General features: G+C 64.1%; 15 protein-coding genes and 1 pseudogene. 5 read left to right on the top strand and 11 right to left on the bottom strand.

The genetic code is table 11. The annotated features are described in order from the left end of the window. Nucleotides 1-179 precede the first annotated feature (179 nt). The 3 genes and pseudogenes from FJ953_RS12420 to FJ953_RS12410 all read right to left on the bottom strand — a co-directional run bounded on the left by FJ953_RS12420 (nt 180) and on the right by FJ953_RS12410 (nt 2,744). Entirely contained in the window at nt 180-611 is a 432-nt protein-coding gene (locus tag FJ953_RS12420) for a DUF4437 domain-containing protein (RefSeq protein ID WP_140624436.1), read from the bottom strand. A gap of 146 nt (nt 612-757) precedes the next feature. Further along, nucleotides 758-1,728 (bottom strand): annotated as a pseudogene (locus FJ953_RS12415) (AraC family transcriptional regulator). A gap of 29 nt (nt 1,729-1,757) precedes the next feature. Beyond that, the gene (locus tag FJ953_RS12410; protein WP_140500395.1) at nt 1,758-2,744 is read right to left on the bottom strand and encodes an AraC family transcriptional regulator; all 987 of its coding nucleotides are present in this window, start codon (nt 2,742-2,744) and stop codon (nt 1,758-1,760) included. Nucleotides 2,745-2,835: 91 nt separating this feature from the next. Here FJ953_RS12410 and FJ953_RS12405 point away from each other — a divergent pair, with 91 nt between their 5' ends. Next, on the top strand, nt 2,836-4,050 hold the full coding sequence (locus FJ953_RS12405; RefSeq protein ID WP_140560222.1) for an MFS transporter: 1,215 nt from the start codon (nt 2,836-2,838) through the stop codon (nt 4,048-4,050). A 120-nt stretch (nt 4,051-4,170) separates the two neighbouring features. On the opposite strand, the gene FJ953_RS12400 is transcribed toward FJ953_RS12405, so the two are convergent. Beyond that, the gene (locus FJ953_RS12400) at nt 4,171-4,518 is read right to left on the bottom strand and encodes a GFA family protein (RefSeq protein ID WP_140500391.1); all 348 of its coding nucleotides are present in this window, start codon (nt 4,516-4,518) and stop codon (nt 4,171-4,173) included. 120 nt (nt 4,519-4,638) lie between these two features. Between FJ953_RS12400 and FJ953_RS12395 the strand changes: the two genes are divergently transcribed. Continuing rightward, the gene (locus FJ953_RS12395; RefSeq protein ID WP_140624435.1) at nt 4,639-5,934 is read left to right on the top strand and encodes an amidase; all 1,296 of its coding nucleotides are present in this window, start codon (nt 4,639-4,641) and stop codon (nt 5,932-5,934) included. An 18-nt stretch (nt 5,935-5,952) separates the two neighbouring features. On the opposite strand, the gene FJ953_RS12390 is transcribed toward FJ953_RS12395, so the two are convergent. The 5 genes from FJ953_RS12390 to FJ953_RS12370 are packed head-to-tail and all read right to left on the bottom strand — an operon-like array spanning nt 5,953 to nt 10,202. Next, nucleotides 5,953-6,342: a hypothetical protein gene (locus tag FJ953_RS12390; protein ID WP_140522584.1), complete on the bottom strand. Its 390-nt coding sequence runs from the start codon at nt 6,340-6,342 to the stop codon at nt 5,953-5,955. A 41-nt stretch (nt 6,343-6,383) separates the two neighbouring features. Next, nucleotides 6,384-7,364, bottom strand: a complete 981-nt coding sequence (locus tag FJ953_RS12385; RefSeq protein WP_140624434.1) for a hydroxyacid dehydrogenase — start codon at nt 7,362-7,364, stop codon at nt 6,384-6,386. A gap of 5 nt (nt 7,365-7,369) precedes the next feature. Beyond that, nucleotides 7,370-8,086: a FadR/GntR family transcriptional regulator gene (locus FJ953_RS12380; RefSeq protein ID WP_140500383.1), complete on the bottom strand. Its 717-nt coding sequence runs from the start codon at nt 8,084-8,086 to the stop codon at nt 7,370-7,372. 2 nt (nt 8,087-8,088) lie between these two features. Then, the gene (locus FJ953_RS12375; protein WP_140500381.1) at nt 8,089-9,258 is read right to left on the bottom strand and encodes a mandelate racemase/muconate lactonizing enzyme family protein; all 1,170 of its coding nucleotides are present in this window, start codon (nt 9,256-9,258) and stop codon (nt 8,089-8,091) included. A gap of 56 nt (nt 9,259-9,314) precedes the next feature. Continuing rightward, on the bottom strand, nt 9,315-10,202 hold the full coding sequence (locus FJ953_RS12370; protein WP_140500380.1) for a sugar phosphate isomerase/epimerase: 888 nt from the start codon (nt 10,200-10,202) through the stop codon (nt 9,315-9,317). 399 nt (nt 10,203-10,601) lie between these two features. On the opposite strand from FJ953_RS12370, the gene FJ953_RS12365 reads away from it, so the two are divergent. Genes FJ953_RS12365 through FJ953_RS12355 form a run of 3 tightly spaced genes read left to right on the top strand, consistent with a single transcriptional unit; the run spans nt 10,602 to nt 13,793 of the window. Beyond that, nucleotides 10,602-11,657 carry a sugar phosphate isomerase/epimerase gene (locus FJ953_RS12365; RefSeq protein WP_140522580.1) on the top strand — a complete coding sequence of 352 codons (1,056 nt, stop codon included), beginning with the start codon at nt 10,602-10,604 and terminating at the stop codon, nt 11,655-11,657. A 55-nt stretch (nt 11,658-11,712) separates the two neighbouring features. Beyond that, the gene (locus tag FJ953_RS12360; RefSeq protein ID WP_140500376.1) at nt 11,713-12,900 is read left to right on the top strand and encodes a Gfo/Idh/MocA family oxidoreductase; all 1,188 of its coding nucleotides are present in this window, start codon (nt 11,713-11,715) and stop codon (nt 12,898-12,900) included. A 41-nt stretch (nt 12,901-12,941) separates the two neighbouring features. Next, on the top strand, nt 12,942-13,793 hold the full coding sequence (locus FJ953_RS12355; protein ID WP_140500375.1) for a sugar phosphate isomerase/epimerase: 852 nt from the start codon (nt 12,942-12,944) through the stop codon (nt 13,791-13,793). A gap of 350 nt (nt 13,794-14,143) precedes the next feature. Here FJ953_RS12355 and phnE (FJ953_RS12350) read toward each other — a convergent pair whose 3' ends face one another. Both phnE (FJ953_RS12350) and phnE (FJ953_RS12345) read right to left on the bottom strand, forming a co-directional pair. Further along, the gene (phnE, locus tag FJ953_RS12350; RefSeq protein ID WP_140624433.1) at nt 14,144-15,502 is read right to left on the bottom strand and encodes a phosphonate ABC transporter, permease protein PhnE; all 1,359 of its coding nucleotides are present in this window, start codon (nt 15,500-15,502) and stop codon (nt 14,144-14,146) included. A gap of 2 nt (nt 15,503-15,504) precedes the next feature. Continuing rightward, entirely contained in the window at nt 15,505-16,461 is a 957-nt protein-coding gene (gene phnE, locus FJ953_RS12345) for a phosphonate ABC transporter, permease protein PhnE (RefSeq protein WP_140558348.1), read from the bottom strand. Between the last annotated feature and the right edge of the window lie 33 nt (nt 16,462-16,494).

Below are 16,494 nucleotides of genomic sequence, written 5' to 3'. Positions count from 1 at the left end.
GGCGGGTCCCTGGCGCAACTCAGCACCATAACCAAATATCTACCATAGTTGCCTTCACCCAGTCAAGAAAAAATTCCTATCATGGGAAACTGGCACAGCGGGACTGGCTGTGGTCAGGTCTTGTTAACCCGAGTTCTGAGCCCCCGCAGCAATGCCGGCCGGACAGCCGTCCCGCACCTCTACTTCGGCAGATAGGTCTCATAGGGCTCGGTGTTGATCAGCAGGATCACGCATTCCGTCTTCGAGAGGCAGGCGTCGGCATGCATCTCATTGGCCTTCTGGGTCCAGTAGGATCCGGGAGGCAGCTCGACCTTGCTCGCCTCGCCGCCGTCCATCTGCCAGTGCGCCCATAGGCCCTGGATCACCACGGCGCGATAATCGGCGGTGTGCGCATGAACAGGGGCGTGCCAGTTGCCCGGGACTTTCAGCAAGGTACCCGCGGGGCCCTTGGCCCTTTCTCCCCATAGCGGTCCGAGACGCTGCGGTTGGTCCGGCGCCTCAGAAACATAGGGAATCTTGCTGGCCGGCAGATAGCTGTCCTCAAGGGCGAAGGCACGGCCGGGGATAGTGAGCATTGCGGCCAGCGTCAGGATCTTTAAGTGATTTGGCATCGCTTCTCCTCTTCGGGCCGACTTGCCGCCAGCGCTCGTCTGTTGGATGACAAGCTATTGCAAATGGCCAAGCCGGGAATGGCATTCTGTCCGGAACACTTGGCAATTCATCCAGGCCGGAAATCGCCACTGCAAACAGCGTTGATTTAGCCTTTTCCCGAGGCGCCGCCCGCGGCGCGCAAATGGCTGGGCGCGCTGCCGACGATGCGCTTGAAGGCCCGGCTGAACGGCGCTTCCGAATCATAGCCCAATCTGGCGGCGATCACCGACACCCGCACCCCTTCTTCCTCGAGCCACCGTCTTGCCTGATGCATGCGCACCCCGGCGACATATTTTGCCGGCGTCTCTCCGACGACGGCCGTGAAACGTTCGGCAAAAGCCGACCGTGAGGCGCCCATCTCGCGGGCCAGCGCTTCGACGGTCCAGTTCCTGTCAGGCTGCCGATGAATGGCGACCAGCACGCGGCCGATGTCCCGATCCTTGATCGCCGCGATCCAACCCGTGATGTCACCGGCGCTGTTCTCCACCCAGGAGCGGATGATGGCTGCGGCCAATACATCGGCCAGCCGCGCCAGCATCATGCCGGAGCCGGCCCGGTTCCTCGTCGCCTCGTCGGCCATAGCTTCCAGCAAATGCGGGATGCCTGGCTCGCCGGCCATCAGCTCCTTCGCGCGCAGCATATCCGGCATCATGGCCAGCAGTGGATGCGAGCCATCGTGGTTGAAGTCCATGCTGCCGCAGAACAGCAGGGTTTTTGCACCATGGCCGCCGTTCGAGACGGCGTAGACATTGTCCTGCAGGGGCTCGACGCTGTAGCTTTCGAGCGGTTCGGCTTGTACACCGGGTGCGCTGGCAAGGATATGCTCGGCGCCGCACGCAACAGCAATGCATCGCCGGCTTTCAGTTCCATCCATTCGCCTGGTGGCGAAAGCAGCCAGCATCCGGCACGGCCGATGAAGTGAAACCGCGCCGCCTTCTGCACCGGAAAGAGCACGGCCCAAGGCGCGCCCAGTTCGCAGCGGCCATAGTCGACGCCCTCGAGGCGCAGCGCGCGCAACATCTCGGTCAACGCACCCCCCGGGGCCGGCACAGTGTCGTTGGGCGAGGTCAAGTCCATGCCGATTCCTGGAGTCACGGCCTGCCGCTTCAGCCGGCCTGGCGGATCTCAGCATGTTCCTCGGCACGCAGGTGGCTGGGAGCCGAGCCGATGACGCGCTTGAAGGCCCGGCTGAAGGCGGCGTCCGACTCATAACCCAGGCGTGTGGCGACGACGGAAATCTTCTGGCGATCGCGCACCAGCCATTGTCGGGCCTGGTGCATGCGCACCTGGGTGACGTACCTGGCCGGCGTCTCGCCGACAATGGTGGCAAAACGCTCGGCAAAGCCCGATCGCGAGGCGCCCATCATCCTGGCGAGCGCCTCGACGGTCCAGTCGCGGTCCGGTTCGAGATGGATGGCGGCCAGAACGCGCCCGATGTCGGGATCCCTGACCGCCGCGATCCAACCGCTTGAATCGCCGCAGCCGCGCTCGACCCATGAGCGGATCACGGTGGCGGCAAGGACGTCGGCGAGCCGCGCCAGAATGCCGCCGGAGCCGACGCGCTCCATCGTCACTTCACGCGCCATCGAGTCTAGGAGATGCGGAATACCCGGCTCATAAGCTTCGAGTTCATGCGCGCGCATGACATCAGGCATCATGCCGAGCAGGGGATGCAGGCCATCGATGTTGAAGTACATGCTGCCAAAAAACAGCAGCGTGCCCGGACAGCGACCATCGGGGCACATGGCTTCATTGGACATGCAATAGACGTTCTTGCAGACTTCTTCGGCCGCGTAGCCCTGGATCGGCCAAGCCTTGGTGCCCGGTTCGCTTGCCAGCACATGCGCTGCGCCACGCGGCAGCAGCGCCGCGTCGCCCGCCTTGAGCTCGACCCACTCGCCCGAGGGCTGCATCAGCCAGCAGCCCTTGCGGCCGATGAAGTGGAATCGCGCCGCTGCCTGGGCCGGAAACTGGATGCCCCAAGGCTCCCGCATTTCGCAACGGGCGTAGTCGACGCCGTCGAGACGCAGCCCACGCAATATGTCGGTCAGCGGATCGCCAGTGGTCGGAATTTTGGACGAACGGTCAAACATAATGGTGTTTCTAGCATGGAAACTCCAGGCCGTCACTCCCTATGTTGCAGTGCAGCCAAATGTTGCGCTGCAACTTCATCGGAGACTGACCATGGCCGAACCCGCGACGGGCGTCGTCGACGCCGCCCTATTGAACACTGTCGATCAGGAGGAACGAACAGAGCCGGCATGGGGCGCCGTCGTCTCGCTGGCGCTTGGTGTTTTCGGTCTCGTTACGGCGGAATTCCTGCCCGCCAGCCTGTTGACGCCGATGGCGAGCGATCTCGGCGTCAGCGAAGGCGTTGCGGGACAGGCGGTCACCGCGACCGCGATCGTCGGCGCCATTGCCGCCCCCACAATGGCGATCATGACACGGCGCATGGATCGCAGGCTGGTGATGTGGATGCTGACCGCGTTTCTGATCGCCTCGAACCTTTTGGCCGCCTTTGCCTCATCGCTGCCCATGCTTCTGCTTGCCCGCGTCGTGCTCGGCGTTGCGCTGGGCGGCTTCTGGGCGATGTCGGCGGCCATGGCGTTGCGGCTGGTGCCGATGCGGCTGATGCCGCGCGCCATGTCGATCATCCTGACCGGCGTTTCGCTGGCCACCGTCACCGCCGCCCCTGTCGGCGCCTATGTCGGCGATATCTGGGGCTGGCGCACGGCTTTCATGATCGCCACGGTCGTCGCCGCGCTGGCGTTGCTGGTGCAGGTGGCCACCATTCCGAAGCTGCCGCCGATGGGCGTGGCAAGTTTCCGCACCTTGCTCGAGGTGCTGGAGCGCCCGTCGATCAGGGTGGCGCTGCTGGTCGTGCTGCTGGTCGCTTCGGGGCACTTTGCCGGCTTCACCTATGTGCGCCCCTTCCTCGAGAAGATCCCGATGCTCGGCATCGAGACAATCTCGCTGGTGCTCCTGGCCTATGGCATAGGCGGCTTCTTCGGCAATATCGCCGGCGGCATCCTGGCCGAACGCAATCTCAAGGCCGCCGTCGCGCTGGCACCCCTGCTGATCGCAGTGGCCGCCGCCTTGATGCTGGTCTTCGGCGCCTCGCCGGCGATCGCCGCCGCCGCCGTGGCGGCCTGGGGCTTTGCCTTCGGCGCGGTGCCGGTCGGGCTGCAGACATGGCTGGTGCGGGCCGCGCCCGATCAGGCCGAGAGCGCCGGCGGCCTGATGGTCTCCACCTTCCAGGTGGCGATTGCGCTCGGCGCCGTCTTTGGCGGCCTGCTGGTCGATCATGCCGGCGTCGCCAGTGCCTTCGCCTATTGCGGCGTGGCGACTTTGCTGGCGGCAGTCGTGGTGTTTCTGCTCGGCCCAAAACGCGCCGAGTAGGCTCTCCCGACAACCATCCCTGACTTGCGCAACGGCCCGAGAACCATCATGGTTCTCGGGCCGTTGCCTTTGCGATGGCGGCGTCGCTGACAGGCAGACGCGGCAGGCTGCCGGCGAAATTCAGGCTGAACGCCCATCGAAGTCGAAGATCGACAAGGCGGACGGATCGACATCGGCGACACAGTTGACGTTGATGTAGGCGCTGCGTTCACTCCCCTCGCGCACATCCTCGGCGAAAGGATGGATGCCGCAGGTGCGACAGAAGCGGTGCGCGATGGCGCGGTTGCCGAATGTGTAGGTGCCGATCTCGTCGCTCCAGGCCAGCACCCGCAGCGCCTGATGCGGAACGGCGCACAGCAAGGCGCCCTTGCGCGAGCAGATCGAGCAATTGCACCGCACGGCTCCGGTCAGTTCCGCCTCGAACTCGAAGGCGACCTTGCCGCAATGACAGCTGCCTTTGTAGAGCATCGTTCTCTTCCTTGCGTCCGCCAGGGGTGCAAAACCGCCCGCGCCGGGTTAAGTCTCGGCACGCCACGCGCCGGCTGCTAAGCTTAAGACGTCCCAGAGGTCCGGAGTCCGACACCGAAGATGCAATCCGTCCGCGATCACCTGGAAACTACCCTTGCGCGTCTCGCCGCCCGTGCCGGTGAAGAACGTGTGTTCACGAAACTCTATATCGAAGCCGCGCGAGCCGCAGCCGATGCCGCCGACGCGCGGCGGAGGGCCGGCGTGAGGCTCGGACCGCTCGACGGAACGATCATTTCGATCAAGGACCTGTTCGATGTCTGCGGCGAGGCGACCACGGCCGGATCACTGCTGCTCAAGGATGCTGCGCCGGCAATTGGCGACGCCATGATTGTGCGCCGGCTGCGGCAAGCCGGCGCGGTGATCATCGGCAAGACCAACATGACCGAGTTCGCCTTTACCGCCATCGGCGACAACCAGCACTATGGCACGCCTGGCAACGCGACCGATGCCGACCGCATTCCCGGCGGCTCTTCCTCCGGCGCCGGCGTTTCCGTCGGCGAGGGGACGAGCGAAATCTCCATCGGTTCCGACACTGGCGGATCGATCCGTATTCCGGCGGCACTTAACGGCGTCGTCGGCTTCAAGCCGACGGCGCGGCGGGTGCCGCTCACAGGCGCCTTTCCACTGTCGGCCACGCTGGACTCGGTCGGCCCGCTCGCCCGCACCGTGGCGCAATGCGCCGCAGCCGATGCGGTGATGGCGGGCGAGGACTTGGCGCTGCCGGCGCCACTCGCCCTTGCGGGGTTGCGCATCGGTCTCCCGCGCGGCGTGCTTTTGGGAGAGACTGAAGGCGCGGTGGCAGCAGCGTTCGAGCGCTGCCTCGGCAAGATCGAGCAGGCCGGCGCACGGGTCGCGGACCTGTCGATCGACGACCTGATCGCGGACCTTCGCGCGTTCACAAAACGTGGTTCGATCGCCGCGATGGAAGGGGCTGAAGTGCATGCAGACTGGTTGGCGGCAGGCGCTCCGGTGCCGGTTGACCCGCATGTGAGCGGACCCTTGTCGCGGGCGGCAATGCTGCCGACCCCGGTTTACATCAGGGCACTGCGTCGCCGTGCCGTGCTGGCCGCCGCCACGGATGAGCGGCTGACGTCGGTCGATGTGCTGGCCCTGCCAACCACGCCGGTGACGGCGCCGACCATCGTCTCCCTGGCGCAAGATGCCGGTCTGCGCGATCGCACGGAGGGCCTGCTGCTGCGCAACACGCAGGTGGCCAACCAGTTCGATCTCTGCGCGATCTCGCTGCCGATACCAGGCATGGCGCTGCCGGCCGGCTTGATGCTGGTGGCGCGCCACGGCCATGACCGCCGTCTGCTGAGCATCGCCGCTGAAGTGGAGAGATTGCTGGGCGGCTGATCGGGACTGAACCGAATGTCAGTGTGAAGAGCAGTGCTTGCGTTCGCTGTCCTTGGCGGCGCGCTCGACGGCCGTCGCGATCAGCCACGGCAGGCTGTATTGCTTGCCGGTGATGGTCTGGGTGCGTCGCTCGATCGATCCCCTGACGACAATCTTGCCGGCAGAGAGCGCATCCGAGGCCTCGACCATCGCCTTGTCCTTCGTCGGCAATCCGCCGGTGTCGATCGACACGCCCTTGATGATCTTGCCGGTGGCGAGGTCGAGCACGCTGTTCGATGGGCAGGGAGCCTTGAAGCAGCGCAGCCCGTTGTCGCAATAGACATAGCTGCTTTTGGCCGCGGCGAGCGAGGGCAGCAGGCCCGCTGAAGTGGTGGCAAGGCAAAGGAATGCGAGGCGGAGAACGGACATGGCTCCAGCGTCGCGAAGAATTGGGGCGAAACGGCGATGGTCTAGCTGTCGGCGGGAAACCGTCGCCGATAATGCCCGACCACTTCCGGGTTGCGCAGATTGATCGGCAATTTGCCTGCCAGCACCAGCAGGGCCTCGCCGGCCGCGCCAACGCCCATGCGCATCATCGATTCCTCGGTGATGCCGGCCATGTGCGGGGTGATGACGACATTGTCGAAGCTGAAATAGGGATGATCCGGTGGCAGCGGCTGCGTCGAGAACACGTCGAGCGCGGCACCGCCGATGCGGCGCTCCCGCAAGGCCTCGATCAGCGCGTCGTCATCGACGACGGGCCCGCGCGACACGTTGATCAGCAGCGCGTTGGGTTTCATGCGCGATATGCGTTCGCGGCTGATCAGGCCGCGCGTTTCCGGCGTCAGCGGACAGCACAGGACGATGATGTCGCTCTGCTCGACCAGCGCGTCGATCGACAGGAAGCCGACCTTGTCCGGCGCCGGCTGCATGCTGCGGGTCGTTGCGACCACTTTCAGGTCGAACCCATGCGCGGCGATATGGCCAACGGCCTGTCCGACGGCGCCGAGACCGACGATGCCGATCGTCTTGCCGGCGAGCTCGATGTTGGAATTCGCGTGCTCGCGACCGGCAAGCCAGCCCTTGGCGCGCAGGTCGCGGTCGACGACACGAAACTGCCGAAGCAGGGCGAGGGCTGCAAACATCACATGCTCGGCCACCGAGCGTGCGTTGACCGCCGGCACGTTGGCGACCAGCACACCTGCCGCGGTCGCTGCTTCCATCGGGATCATGTCGAGCCCGGCGCCATGGCGGATCGCTGCCCGCAACCTGGTGGCACCCTCGAACAACAGTGGCGGCAGGGGCGCGCGCACAATGACGATGTCGGCATTCCTCGCCTCGGCGGCCAGCGTGCCCGGATCGATGGCCGAGGCGACGACAAGCTCACCCGCCCCCGCCAGCATGGCCGCGGCGCGCGGATGCAGTCTGTGCGTCGACAGGATGCGCGTCATCCCCGTCAGGCCTGTTCGAGCGTCGGGTTTTGCGACGCCGCCCCGAGGCCTTCGATCAGCCCCTTCCAGTAGCTTTCCGCGCCCTGCAGGTGGGCGCTCATCAGCGCCTGGGCGAGATTGCCGTCGCGCCGCAGCAGCGCCTCGTATATCTGGATGTGTTCGGCATGCGAGCGCACGCTGCGCTCCGGATCGTTGAAGTAGATCGGTAGGCGCTGCTCGCCCATCAAATAGTAAACGCTGCAGATGTTGTGGAAGACGCCATTCTTGGTGGCGCGCACGATCTCGAGATGGAATTCGCGGTCCTCCTTGGCGAGGCCTTCGCCTGCCGCGATGCGTTCTTCCGAGGCCTTCAGGATCTCGCGCAGCCGTTCGAAATTCTCCTCGGTGGCACGCGAGCATGCAAGTTCGGCCGCCTTGATCTCATGGATCTTGCGCAATTCGACCGTCTCGTAGATCTGCAAGGGATCGAGCGGCAGGCCGGCGCGCGCGAACAGCGCCAGCGCCTCGACGCTGGCCTGCTTGGTGTCGATATAGATGCCGGACTTGGCCCTGCGCTCGACGATGCGCATGGCCTCGAGAATGGCCAGCGCCTCGCGGATCTGGCCGCGGCTGACGCCGAAATGCTCCGCCAGTTCGCGTTCCGACGGGGTTCGGCCCGTCTCCTTGTCGGAATGGGAGAACAGATAGGCGGCAAGCTCCGCGAGAAGGTTGTTTTCTTTCATCGTCAATTGCGTTGCGCGTGCGCCTCCAGGAATCGCTCCGAAATGGTGAATCCCAATCCGGGTTTTTCGGGGATCGCTATCATACCGTCCCTGGCTTCGACAGTCTCTTCGACAAGGTCGTGGATCATCGGATTGGCACCGAGCGAATATTCGACGGTGAAGCTCGACGGCGAGGCGGCGCAGACATGCAGCCCGGCGAAGAAGCAGGGCGCGCCGGCCCATAGATGCGGCGCAAAGCGCAGGTTGAAGGCGCTGGCGATGGTTCCGATCTTCATGGCCTCGCTGATGCCGCCGCAGAAGGCGGGATCGGGCTGGAAGATGTCGGCGGCCTTGAGCACGGCGAGGTCGCGGAAGGCATAGCGGGTCGCATCGCTTTCGCCGGTGGCGATCGGTATGGCGCCGGAGGCACGGACTTCGGCAAGGCCGGACTTGTCGTCGGCGATCACCGGCTCCTCGAACCAGGCAAGGTCGAGATCGCCGGCGAGATGGATGAAACGCTTGGCCTCCGCCACCGTATAGGTGCCATGGGCGTCGACCATCAATTCGACGTCGGGGCCGAGCGCCTCACGGGCGGCGCGAACGCGAGCGGCCGACACATGCGCGGCGCCATCCATGGCGCCGATGCGCATCTTCAGCGCCTTGAAGCCGCCCCTGGCGACATAGGATTTGAGCTGGTCGCCGATCGCGTCGGCGGACGCCCAGCCACCCGAGGCGTAGGCCGGCATGCGATCGAGCTTGCGCCCACCGATCAGCCGCCAGACCGGCTGCCCGAGCGATTTGCCCAGTATGTCCCAGAGCGCGATGTCGACGGCGCTGATGGCGGCCACGCTCATGCCGCGCCGCGCCAGCTGCGGCATGGCATGGCCGGCGCGCGCCGCGCTGTCGTGGCGCACGCCGTTGTAGAGCATTTCCCAGATGATGCCGATATCGGCCGGATCGCGGCCGACGAGCTGCGGCCCGACCTCGCGGTTCAGCATATGGACGAGCGCACCATAGCTGCCGGCGCTGCCGGCGGCGTTCTTGCCTTCGCCCCAGCCGACCAGCCCGTCATCGGTTTCGATGCGCAGGATGGCGGCGTCGAAGGTCGTCACCTGACCGAAATCGCTGCGGTGCTGCTTGGCCGCCTCGATCGGTATGCGAATCCACCAGGCCTGGACGCTTTTGATGCGCATGGTCTTCCCCGGCCCTGCCGCCGGATGGCGGGAGGGCTCATTCCCAATCGGATCGGCTACTTGATCAGCGGCAGCAACGTTTCGGCAGTGATCCGCATCTGGTCGGTGTAGAACTTTTCCGTCAGCACGCTGGAGCCGTGATCCTGGATGAATTTGAGCTGCTCGGGCGAGATGTCGACCGGGTGGCGTTCGACCATGTCGGGGTAGGGCGCGGCCGGGGTGCGGTCGACAGGCGCGACGAACTCGTTGGTCAGCGCCCCGTCATAGCCGACCTCCCGCAAGGTCGCGACGATCTTCGGCCAGTCGATCTGGCCAAGGCCTGCGGCGAAGCGGTTATTATCGGCGACATGGAAGTCGAACAGGCGCTTCCCGACCTTACGGATCGCGTCGTAAACGTTAAATTCCTCCATATGGAGGTGGTAGGCGTCCAGGCAGACGCCACATTCCGGGCTGACAGCGTCGGCCAATGCCAGGGCCTGGGCGCCGCGATTGAACAGGTAGGTCTCGAAACGGTTGAGTGGCTCGACCGCGATCTTGACGCCGACCTTCTTGGCGTGGGTGAAGCACTCCCTGGTGGCATCGACCACCCACTTCCATTCCTCTTCCTCGGTGCCGTCCGGCACGACCTTGCCGACGGTCGCGGGAACCAGCGTGATGATCTCGCCGTCGAGTTCGCTGACCATGGTCAACACGTCCTTGACGTATTGCACGGAGCGCTCGCGCTGGCCCTGGTCCCGGGCGGCAAGGTTGCGTTCGCCAAGCATCAAGGTCACGGCGCCCCAGCAGCGTATGCCGTGCTCCTTCAGGAGCGCGCGCGTCTCCTTGGTCTTGTACTGGTCGGGCTCGCCGGAAATCTCGATCGACTCATAGCCGAATTTCTTGATGCGCTTGAGCGTCGTCTCCAACGGTTCCGCGCGCATCCAGTTGTGCGTCGAAAGATGCATGGTCTGTCCTTCCCGGATCGTCCCTAATGGTTCGCCTGCAACATGCCGTCACCGGATGTGACGGACGGTTCCTCCCCAAGGCGTTCCAGCATTTCTTCGCAAACTGGTTCGACCAATTGGGCCCAAGACGAGGTCTACAGCAATTTCCCACGCGCGGCAAGAACTGTGCGATGGCAACTTGATGTCTGGATTACTCCATTGATTATATTGGACTATGCTGCCCTCCCGTGGCACGGTGGAGGGCTCTGAATGTGAGTGGCAAGGCTTGACCAAATCGCCACGTTTGGTAATACCAGAATGACAATGCACGCAAGTGACCGTTGAGAACAGACCAAAGTGGCTGGCTCTGTCTTCAATCGGCGCTATGCTCGGGCGCGACAACAATGAGGGAGGATGCCGATGCCGAGGACGATGAAGGGCCCTGGACTGTTCCTGGCGCAGTTCGCGGGCGATGCAGCGCCGTTCAATTCGCTTGCATCGATCACAAAATGGGCGGCCGGCCTCGGCTATAAGGGCGTGCAGATCCCGACCTGGGACGCGCGCTTGTTCGACCTCCAAAAGGCTGCGTCTTCCAAGGCCTATTGCGACGAGGTGAAGGGCATCTGTGCCGACGCCGGCGTTGAGATCACCGAACTATCGACGCATCTGCAGGGGCAATTGGTGGCGGTGCATCCGGCCTATGACGCGCAGTTCGACGGCTTTGCGCCGGCTTCGGTGCACAACAACCCCAAAGCGCGGCAACAATGGGCGGTCGAACAGATGCAGTTCGGGGCCAAGGCGTCGCGCAATCTCGGGCTCGACGTCTCGGTGAGCTTCAGCGGCGCGCTGGCTTTCCCCTACCTCTATCCCTGGCCACAGCGGCCGGCCGGATTGATCGAAGAGGCGTTCGCAGAACTAGGCAAGCGCTGGAAGCCGATCCTCGATGTCTACGAGGACAATGGCGTCGACGTCGGCTACGAAATCCATCCCGGCGAGGATGTGTTCGACGGGGCGACGTTCGAGATGTTCCTCGACGCGGTCGGCGGCCACAAGCGCTGCAACATCAATTACGATCCGTCGCACTTCCTGTTGCAGCAGCTCGACTATCTCGAATTCATCGACATCTACCACGAGCGCATCAAGGCCTTCCACGTCAAGGACGCCGAGTTCAATCCGACCGGGCGGCAAGGCGTTTATTCCGGCTACCAGAGCTGGACGAACCGCGCCGGCCGCTTCCGCTCGCTGGGCGACGGACAAGTGGATTTCGGCGGCATCTTCTCCAAGCTGACGCAGTACAATTATGATTCCTGGGCGGTGCTGGAGTGGGAGTGCTGCCTGAAGCATCCGGAAGATGGCGCGGCCGAAGGCGCGCCCTTCATCCAGCACCACATCATCCGGGTGACGGAGAAGGCGTTCGACGATTTCGCCGGCGGTGCCACGGATAAGAAGGTGCTGCGCGCCATGATGGGAATCTAGCGCGGGTTTTCCCTCTCCCTCGAGGGGGAGGTATCTCAGACACGAGGGAGACGACATGGTCGGTGCATCGAAGTCGGAAACGGGAGGCGGCCCGATCCGCTATGGCATGGTCGGTGGCGGGCAAGGCGCTTTCATCGGCGCGGTGCACCGGATCGCGGCGCGCATGGACAATGAGTTCGTGCTGGTCGCCGGCGCGCTGTCGTCCGATCCGGCGCGCGCCAAGGCCTCTGCCGCCGAGCTCGGGCTCGACCCTTCGCGCAGCTACGCGTCCTATGCCGAGATGGCCAAGGCCGAGGCAAAGCGCCCGGATGGCATCGAGGCGGTGGCCATCGTCACTCCGAACAATGTGCATGTGCCGGCGGCCAGGGCGTTTCTTGAAGCCGGCATCCATGTCATCTGCGACAAGCCGCTGGCGACGACGCTGGCCGAGGCAAAGAAGCTCGCGGCGATCGTCGAGAAGACCGGCAAGGTGTTCGTGCTGACCCACAATTACACCGCCTATCCGATGATCCGCCAGGCGCGCGAGATGGTGGCCAAGGGCGTGCTCGGCGACATCCGCATCGTGCAGTCGGAATATCCGCAGGACTGGCTGACGGAGGACCTTGCCGCCACCGGTCAAAAACAGGCGGCGTGGCGTTCCGACCCCAAGCAGGCCGGTGCCGGCGGCGCGCTCGGCGACATCGGCACGCATGCCTACAATCTTGCCCGCTTTGTCTCCGGGCTGGAACTCGACACGCTGTCGGCCGATCTCGACGCCTTCGTGCCGGGACGGCAGCTCGACGACAATGTCAACGTCATGCTGCGCTTCAAGCCGGTCGGCAAGACGCATGCGGCAAAAGGCATGATCTGGGCAAGCCAGGTGGCGCCCGGCCATGAGAACGGGCTGAAGCTGCGCATCTATGGTTCGAAGGGCGGGCTGGAATGGGTGCAGGCCGACCCGAACTATCTCTGGTATACGCCGTTCGGCCAGCCCAAGCAGCTGATCACCCGCAACGGTGCCGGCGCGTTGCCGGTTGCGGGCCGTGTCAGCCGCGTTCCTTCCGGCCATCCCGAAGGCTATCTCGAAGGCTTCGCCAACATCTACCAAGAAGCAGCGCGCGCCATCCGCGCCGCGCGGCGCAAGGGCGGCAAGCCTGCCAAGGACGTCGTGTTCCCGACCATTCAGGACGGCGTCGAGGGCATGGCCTTCATCGAGGCCTGCGTGAAATCGTCGAAGAAGAATGGAGCGTGGACGAAACTTTAAATTTGATCTCGCGGGGGGATCATTTTGGGGGAGGGGCGTCGATGAAAATCGGCATGTGCATGTTCTTGTGGACGACGGCGGTGTCGAAGAAGCACGAGCCATTGCTTCGCGACATCAAGGCCACCGGCTTCGACGGCGTCGAGATACCGATCTTTGCCGGTATGCCGGACGACTACAGGAAATTGGGCGAGCTGCTCGATCGCATAGGGCTTGAACGGACCGCCGTTTCAGCGATGGGCGATCCGGCGATGAACCTGATCTCGGCCGATGCGGCAGCGCGCAAGGCCGGTGTCGACTACATGAAATGGGCGATCGATTGCGCAGACGCGCTCGGCGCCAGAACGCTGAGCGGCCCGTTGCATTCGACGCTCGGCGCCTTTTCCGGTTCCGGGCCGACCGCGGCCGAGAAGAAACGCTCCGTCACCTCGCAGCGCGCCATCGGCGATCATGCAGGCAAGAGGAACGTCATCATCGGGCTCGAGGCGCTCAACCGCTTCGAATGCTATCTCCTCAACACGATGGCCGACCTGTCGGAGCATATCGATGCCATCGACCGGCCGCACATCAAGGCGATGTATGACACCTTCCACGCCAATATCGAGGAGGCAGACCCGATCGGCGCCTATACGAAGCATCGCAGGAATGTCGTGCATATCCATATATCGGAGAACGATCGCGGCGTGCCGGGGCGCGGCAACATCCCCTGGAAGGAAACATTCTCGGCCATCCGCAAGAGCGGCTACGACGACTGGCTGACGATCGAGGCGTTTGGACGTTCGCTGAAGGATCTCGCGGCGGCGACCAAGGTGTGGCGCGATTTTTCCGAGAGCCCGGAAGCGGTTTATCGGGATGGATATAAGCATATCAAGAACGGGTGGAAGAAGGCCGCCTAGGTGCCTTGGTCGGCGATAGTGACGCGAACAAGACCTGCGTCGGCGACCCTTGGCGCAAGGCGAGGCGTTGATTGCGCCTGGCCCATTTTCCAGTTGCGTTCGCGGCGGTTTCCAGGTGATTCCCCCACTCCGTCTCGGTTTCGCCGAGCCACCTCTCCCCCCTCCGGAGGGAGAGGAAAGGGCCCCGGTGGCTCGGGACAGAAAGGAGCCTCCGCCTAGGATCAGCCAGGACGCCCTGGCGCTTTCCTCTCCCCCGTCGATCGGGGGAGAGGTGTCGAGCGCAGCTCGACGGAGTGGGGGTCGATCCTTGGCGCGGCACCATACGATGCCCGCGCTTATGCGTCACCAGGTTAGCCCTGCTCGGCCTGCAACCTGTTGTAGTCGTGAATCGTCCGGCTCAGCCTGCGGCGCAGGAAATTGGAAATGTTATCGAAGATGAAGACCACGGCCAGCGTCAGCAGCACCATGTAGAAGACGTTGGCCCAGTTCGAATTGGTGCGCATCGCTTCCCACAGTTTCAAGCCGATGCCGCCGGCACCGACGGCGCCGATGATGGTCGCGCCCCTGGTGTTGGATTCCCACTGATAGAGCGTCTGGCTGATGAACACCGGCACCACTTCCGGCAGTACGCCGTAGCGCTGCACCAGAAGACGGTTGGCGCCTGTCGACACAACACCTTCGCGCGGCTTGTCATCGATGTTCTCCAGCGCCTCGGAATAGGTTTTGCCGAGCGTGCCGATCTCGGTGAAGAAGATCGCTGCGCTGCCGGCCAGCGGACCCGGTCCGAAGGCGCGCGTGAAGAACAGTGCCCAGATCAGCATATCGATGGAGCGCATGAAGTCGAAGAAGCGCTTGAGCAGCTGGTTGACCAGCCGGTTGGGGGTGATGTTGCGGGCGGCGAAGAAGGCGAGCGGGAAGGCGACGATGCCGCCGAGCGCGGTGCCGAGAAAGGCCATGACGATGGTCTGCAACAGCTTTGTCCAGACATCGCCATGCTGCCACTGCGCATTGTTCCAGATGTTGTTGCCGGCGAGCGCCAGATTGGAGGTGCCCGCTTTCAGCTCGGGGCCCGACGTGATCAGTGACACCACCTCGCCGGCGGATTTTCCGAAGAAGGGCGAGCGTGTGTCGAAGACGAAGTTCGCCCAGCCGAGAAAGCGCTTGCGGATCCTGACGCGATCGGGGGCGACGCGGACCTCGCCGGCGAAGCCCATGTCGGCGACGACCTCATCCTCATGCACGGTGACCCAGTCGGGAACAGGTCCCGAGACCAGCGGCTTGCCGCTGTCCAGCGCCACCGCCACGCTCGTCCCAGCGGCGACGATCGTTGCTCGTGCCTTGTCGAAGGTGACCGACGTCGCCGTGCCGTCGATCAGGACCGTCACCGAACCGTCGGCGTTGGTCTTGACCCAATCCGGGTGGGGATTGGGGCCGAGTACAGAAAAGCGGGGGTATTTGGCCGTTATCTGCGGCTCGTCGAGGCGGAAGATCGGCTGCACGTCGTAACTGATCCACTGGGTCAGGAACAGCGGCAGTCGCTCCCAATGCGATTCCCGCAGCACTTGCGGCAGATTGAAGAACCACAGCGCGTAGAGCAGGTAGAGCAAGATGCCGCCAAGCAGCAGCAGCGGCCCGAAGCGCTTGTGGAACGGCCGGCGGAACACTTGCGGGAAGCGTTCCTCGATCGATTGGATTTCGGCGGCGGTCATGGTCAGGCGCTCATCACAAAAGCCTGTTCGCCGACCAGCTTGCGGCGCAGCCAGGCGGAGAACTGGTCGACGATGAAGATGGTCGTGAACAGGAGCAGCACCAAGGCTATCGTCTTGGCGCCGAAGCCGCGCGAGATCGACAGCTTCAGCTCCTCGCCGATGCCGCCGCCGCCGACCGCGCCCATGATGGTGGAGATGCGCACGTTGATCTCGATCCTGAGCAGCGTATAGGACATGAAATTGGGCAGCACCTGCGGCAGGCCGGCAAAGCGTACCCGTTCGAACCAGTTGGCGCCGACGGCCCGCAGGCCTTCCTCGGCGCGCATGTCGATGTTCTCGTTGATCTCATAGAACAGCTTGCCCAACGCGCCGATCGAATGCAGGCCGATGGCGATGATGGCGGCGATCGGACCTATCGAAACGATGGCCGCGAACAGGCCGGCGATGACGATCTCGGGAAAGGCCCGCAGCAGTTCCATGAAGCGCTTGACGACAAGCCGCAGCAGCGGATGCGGCGTCAGGTTGCGCGCCGCGATGAAGGAGAACGGCACGGCGAAGACGAAACCAATTGATGTCGAGACCAGCGCCACGTTAAGCGTGGTCAGCATCAGCTCGAAATATTCGGGGATGTAGAAGCCGCCCCAGACATAGGCGCGGCCGAGCGGAAAGTTGAATTCCTGCGTGCCGGTGTCATGCGGGGAGGCGATGTCGAACAGCGCCCGCCAGACATCGTTCCAGTCCTTGGGAACGAGCCAGCTCAGGAAATCCAGTATGTGCGGAAGCCGGTCGAAGAAGTGTCCGGCATTGGCATCGTCGGCGAACCACATGGTGCCGCCGAGTGCGACCAACAGCAGGCCGACGCCGATGGCGGTGTAGAGCCGGCGCAAGGAGGTCTGGCGACGCCAGGCGTCGGCCATCTGGTGCGTGGCGCCGGAAGGAGCTGTCAGGGAAAGGGTCATGGTCGGAGATGCAAGAAGGGCGGCGTTTTCTCG

Source organism: Mesorhizobium sp. B2-3-6 (assembly GCF_006442305.1).
Lineage (GTDB): Bacteria > Pseudomonadota > Alphaproteobacteria > Rhizobiales > Rhizobiaceae > Mesorhizobium.
The sequence above is the reverse complement of the archived record's forward strand: the minus strand, read 5'-3'. Positions and strand labels throughout refer to the sequence as shown.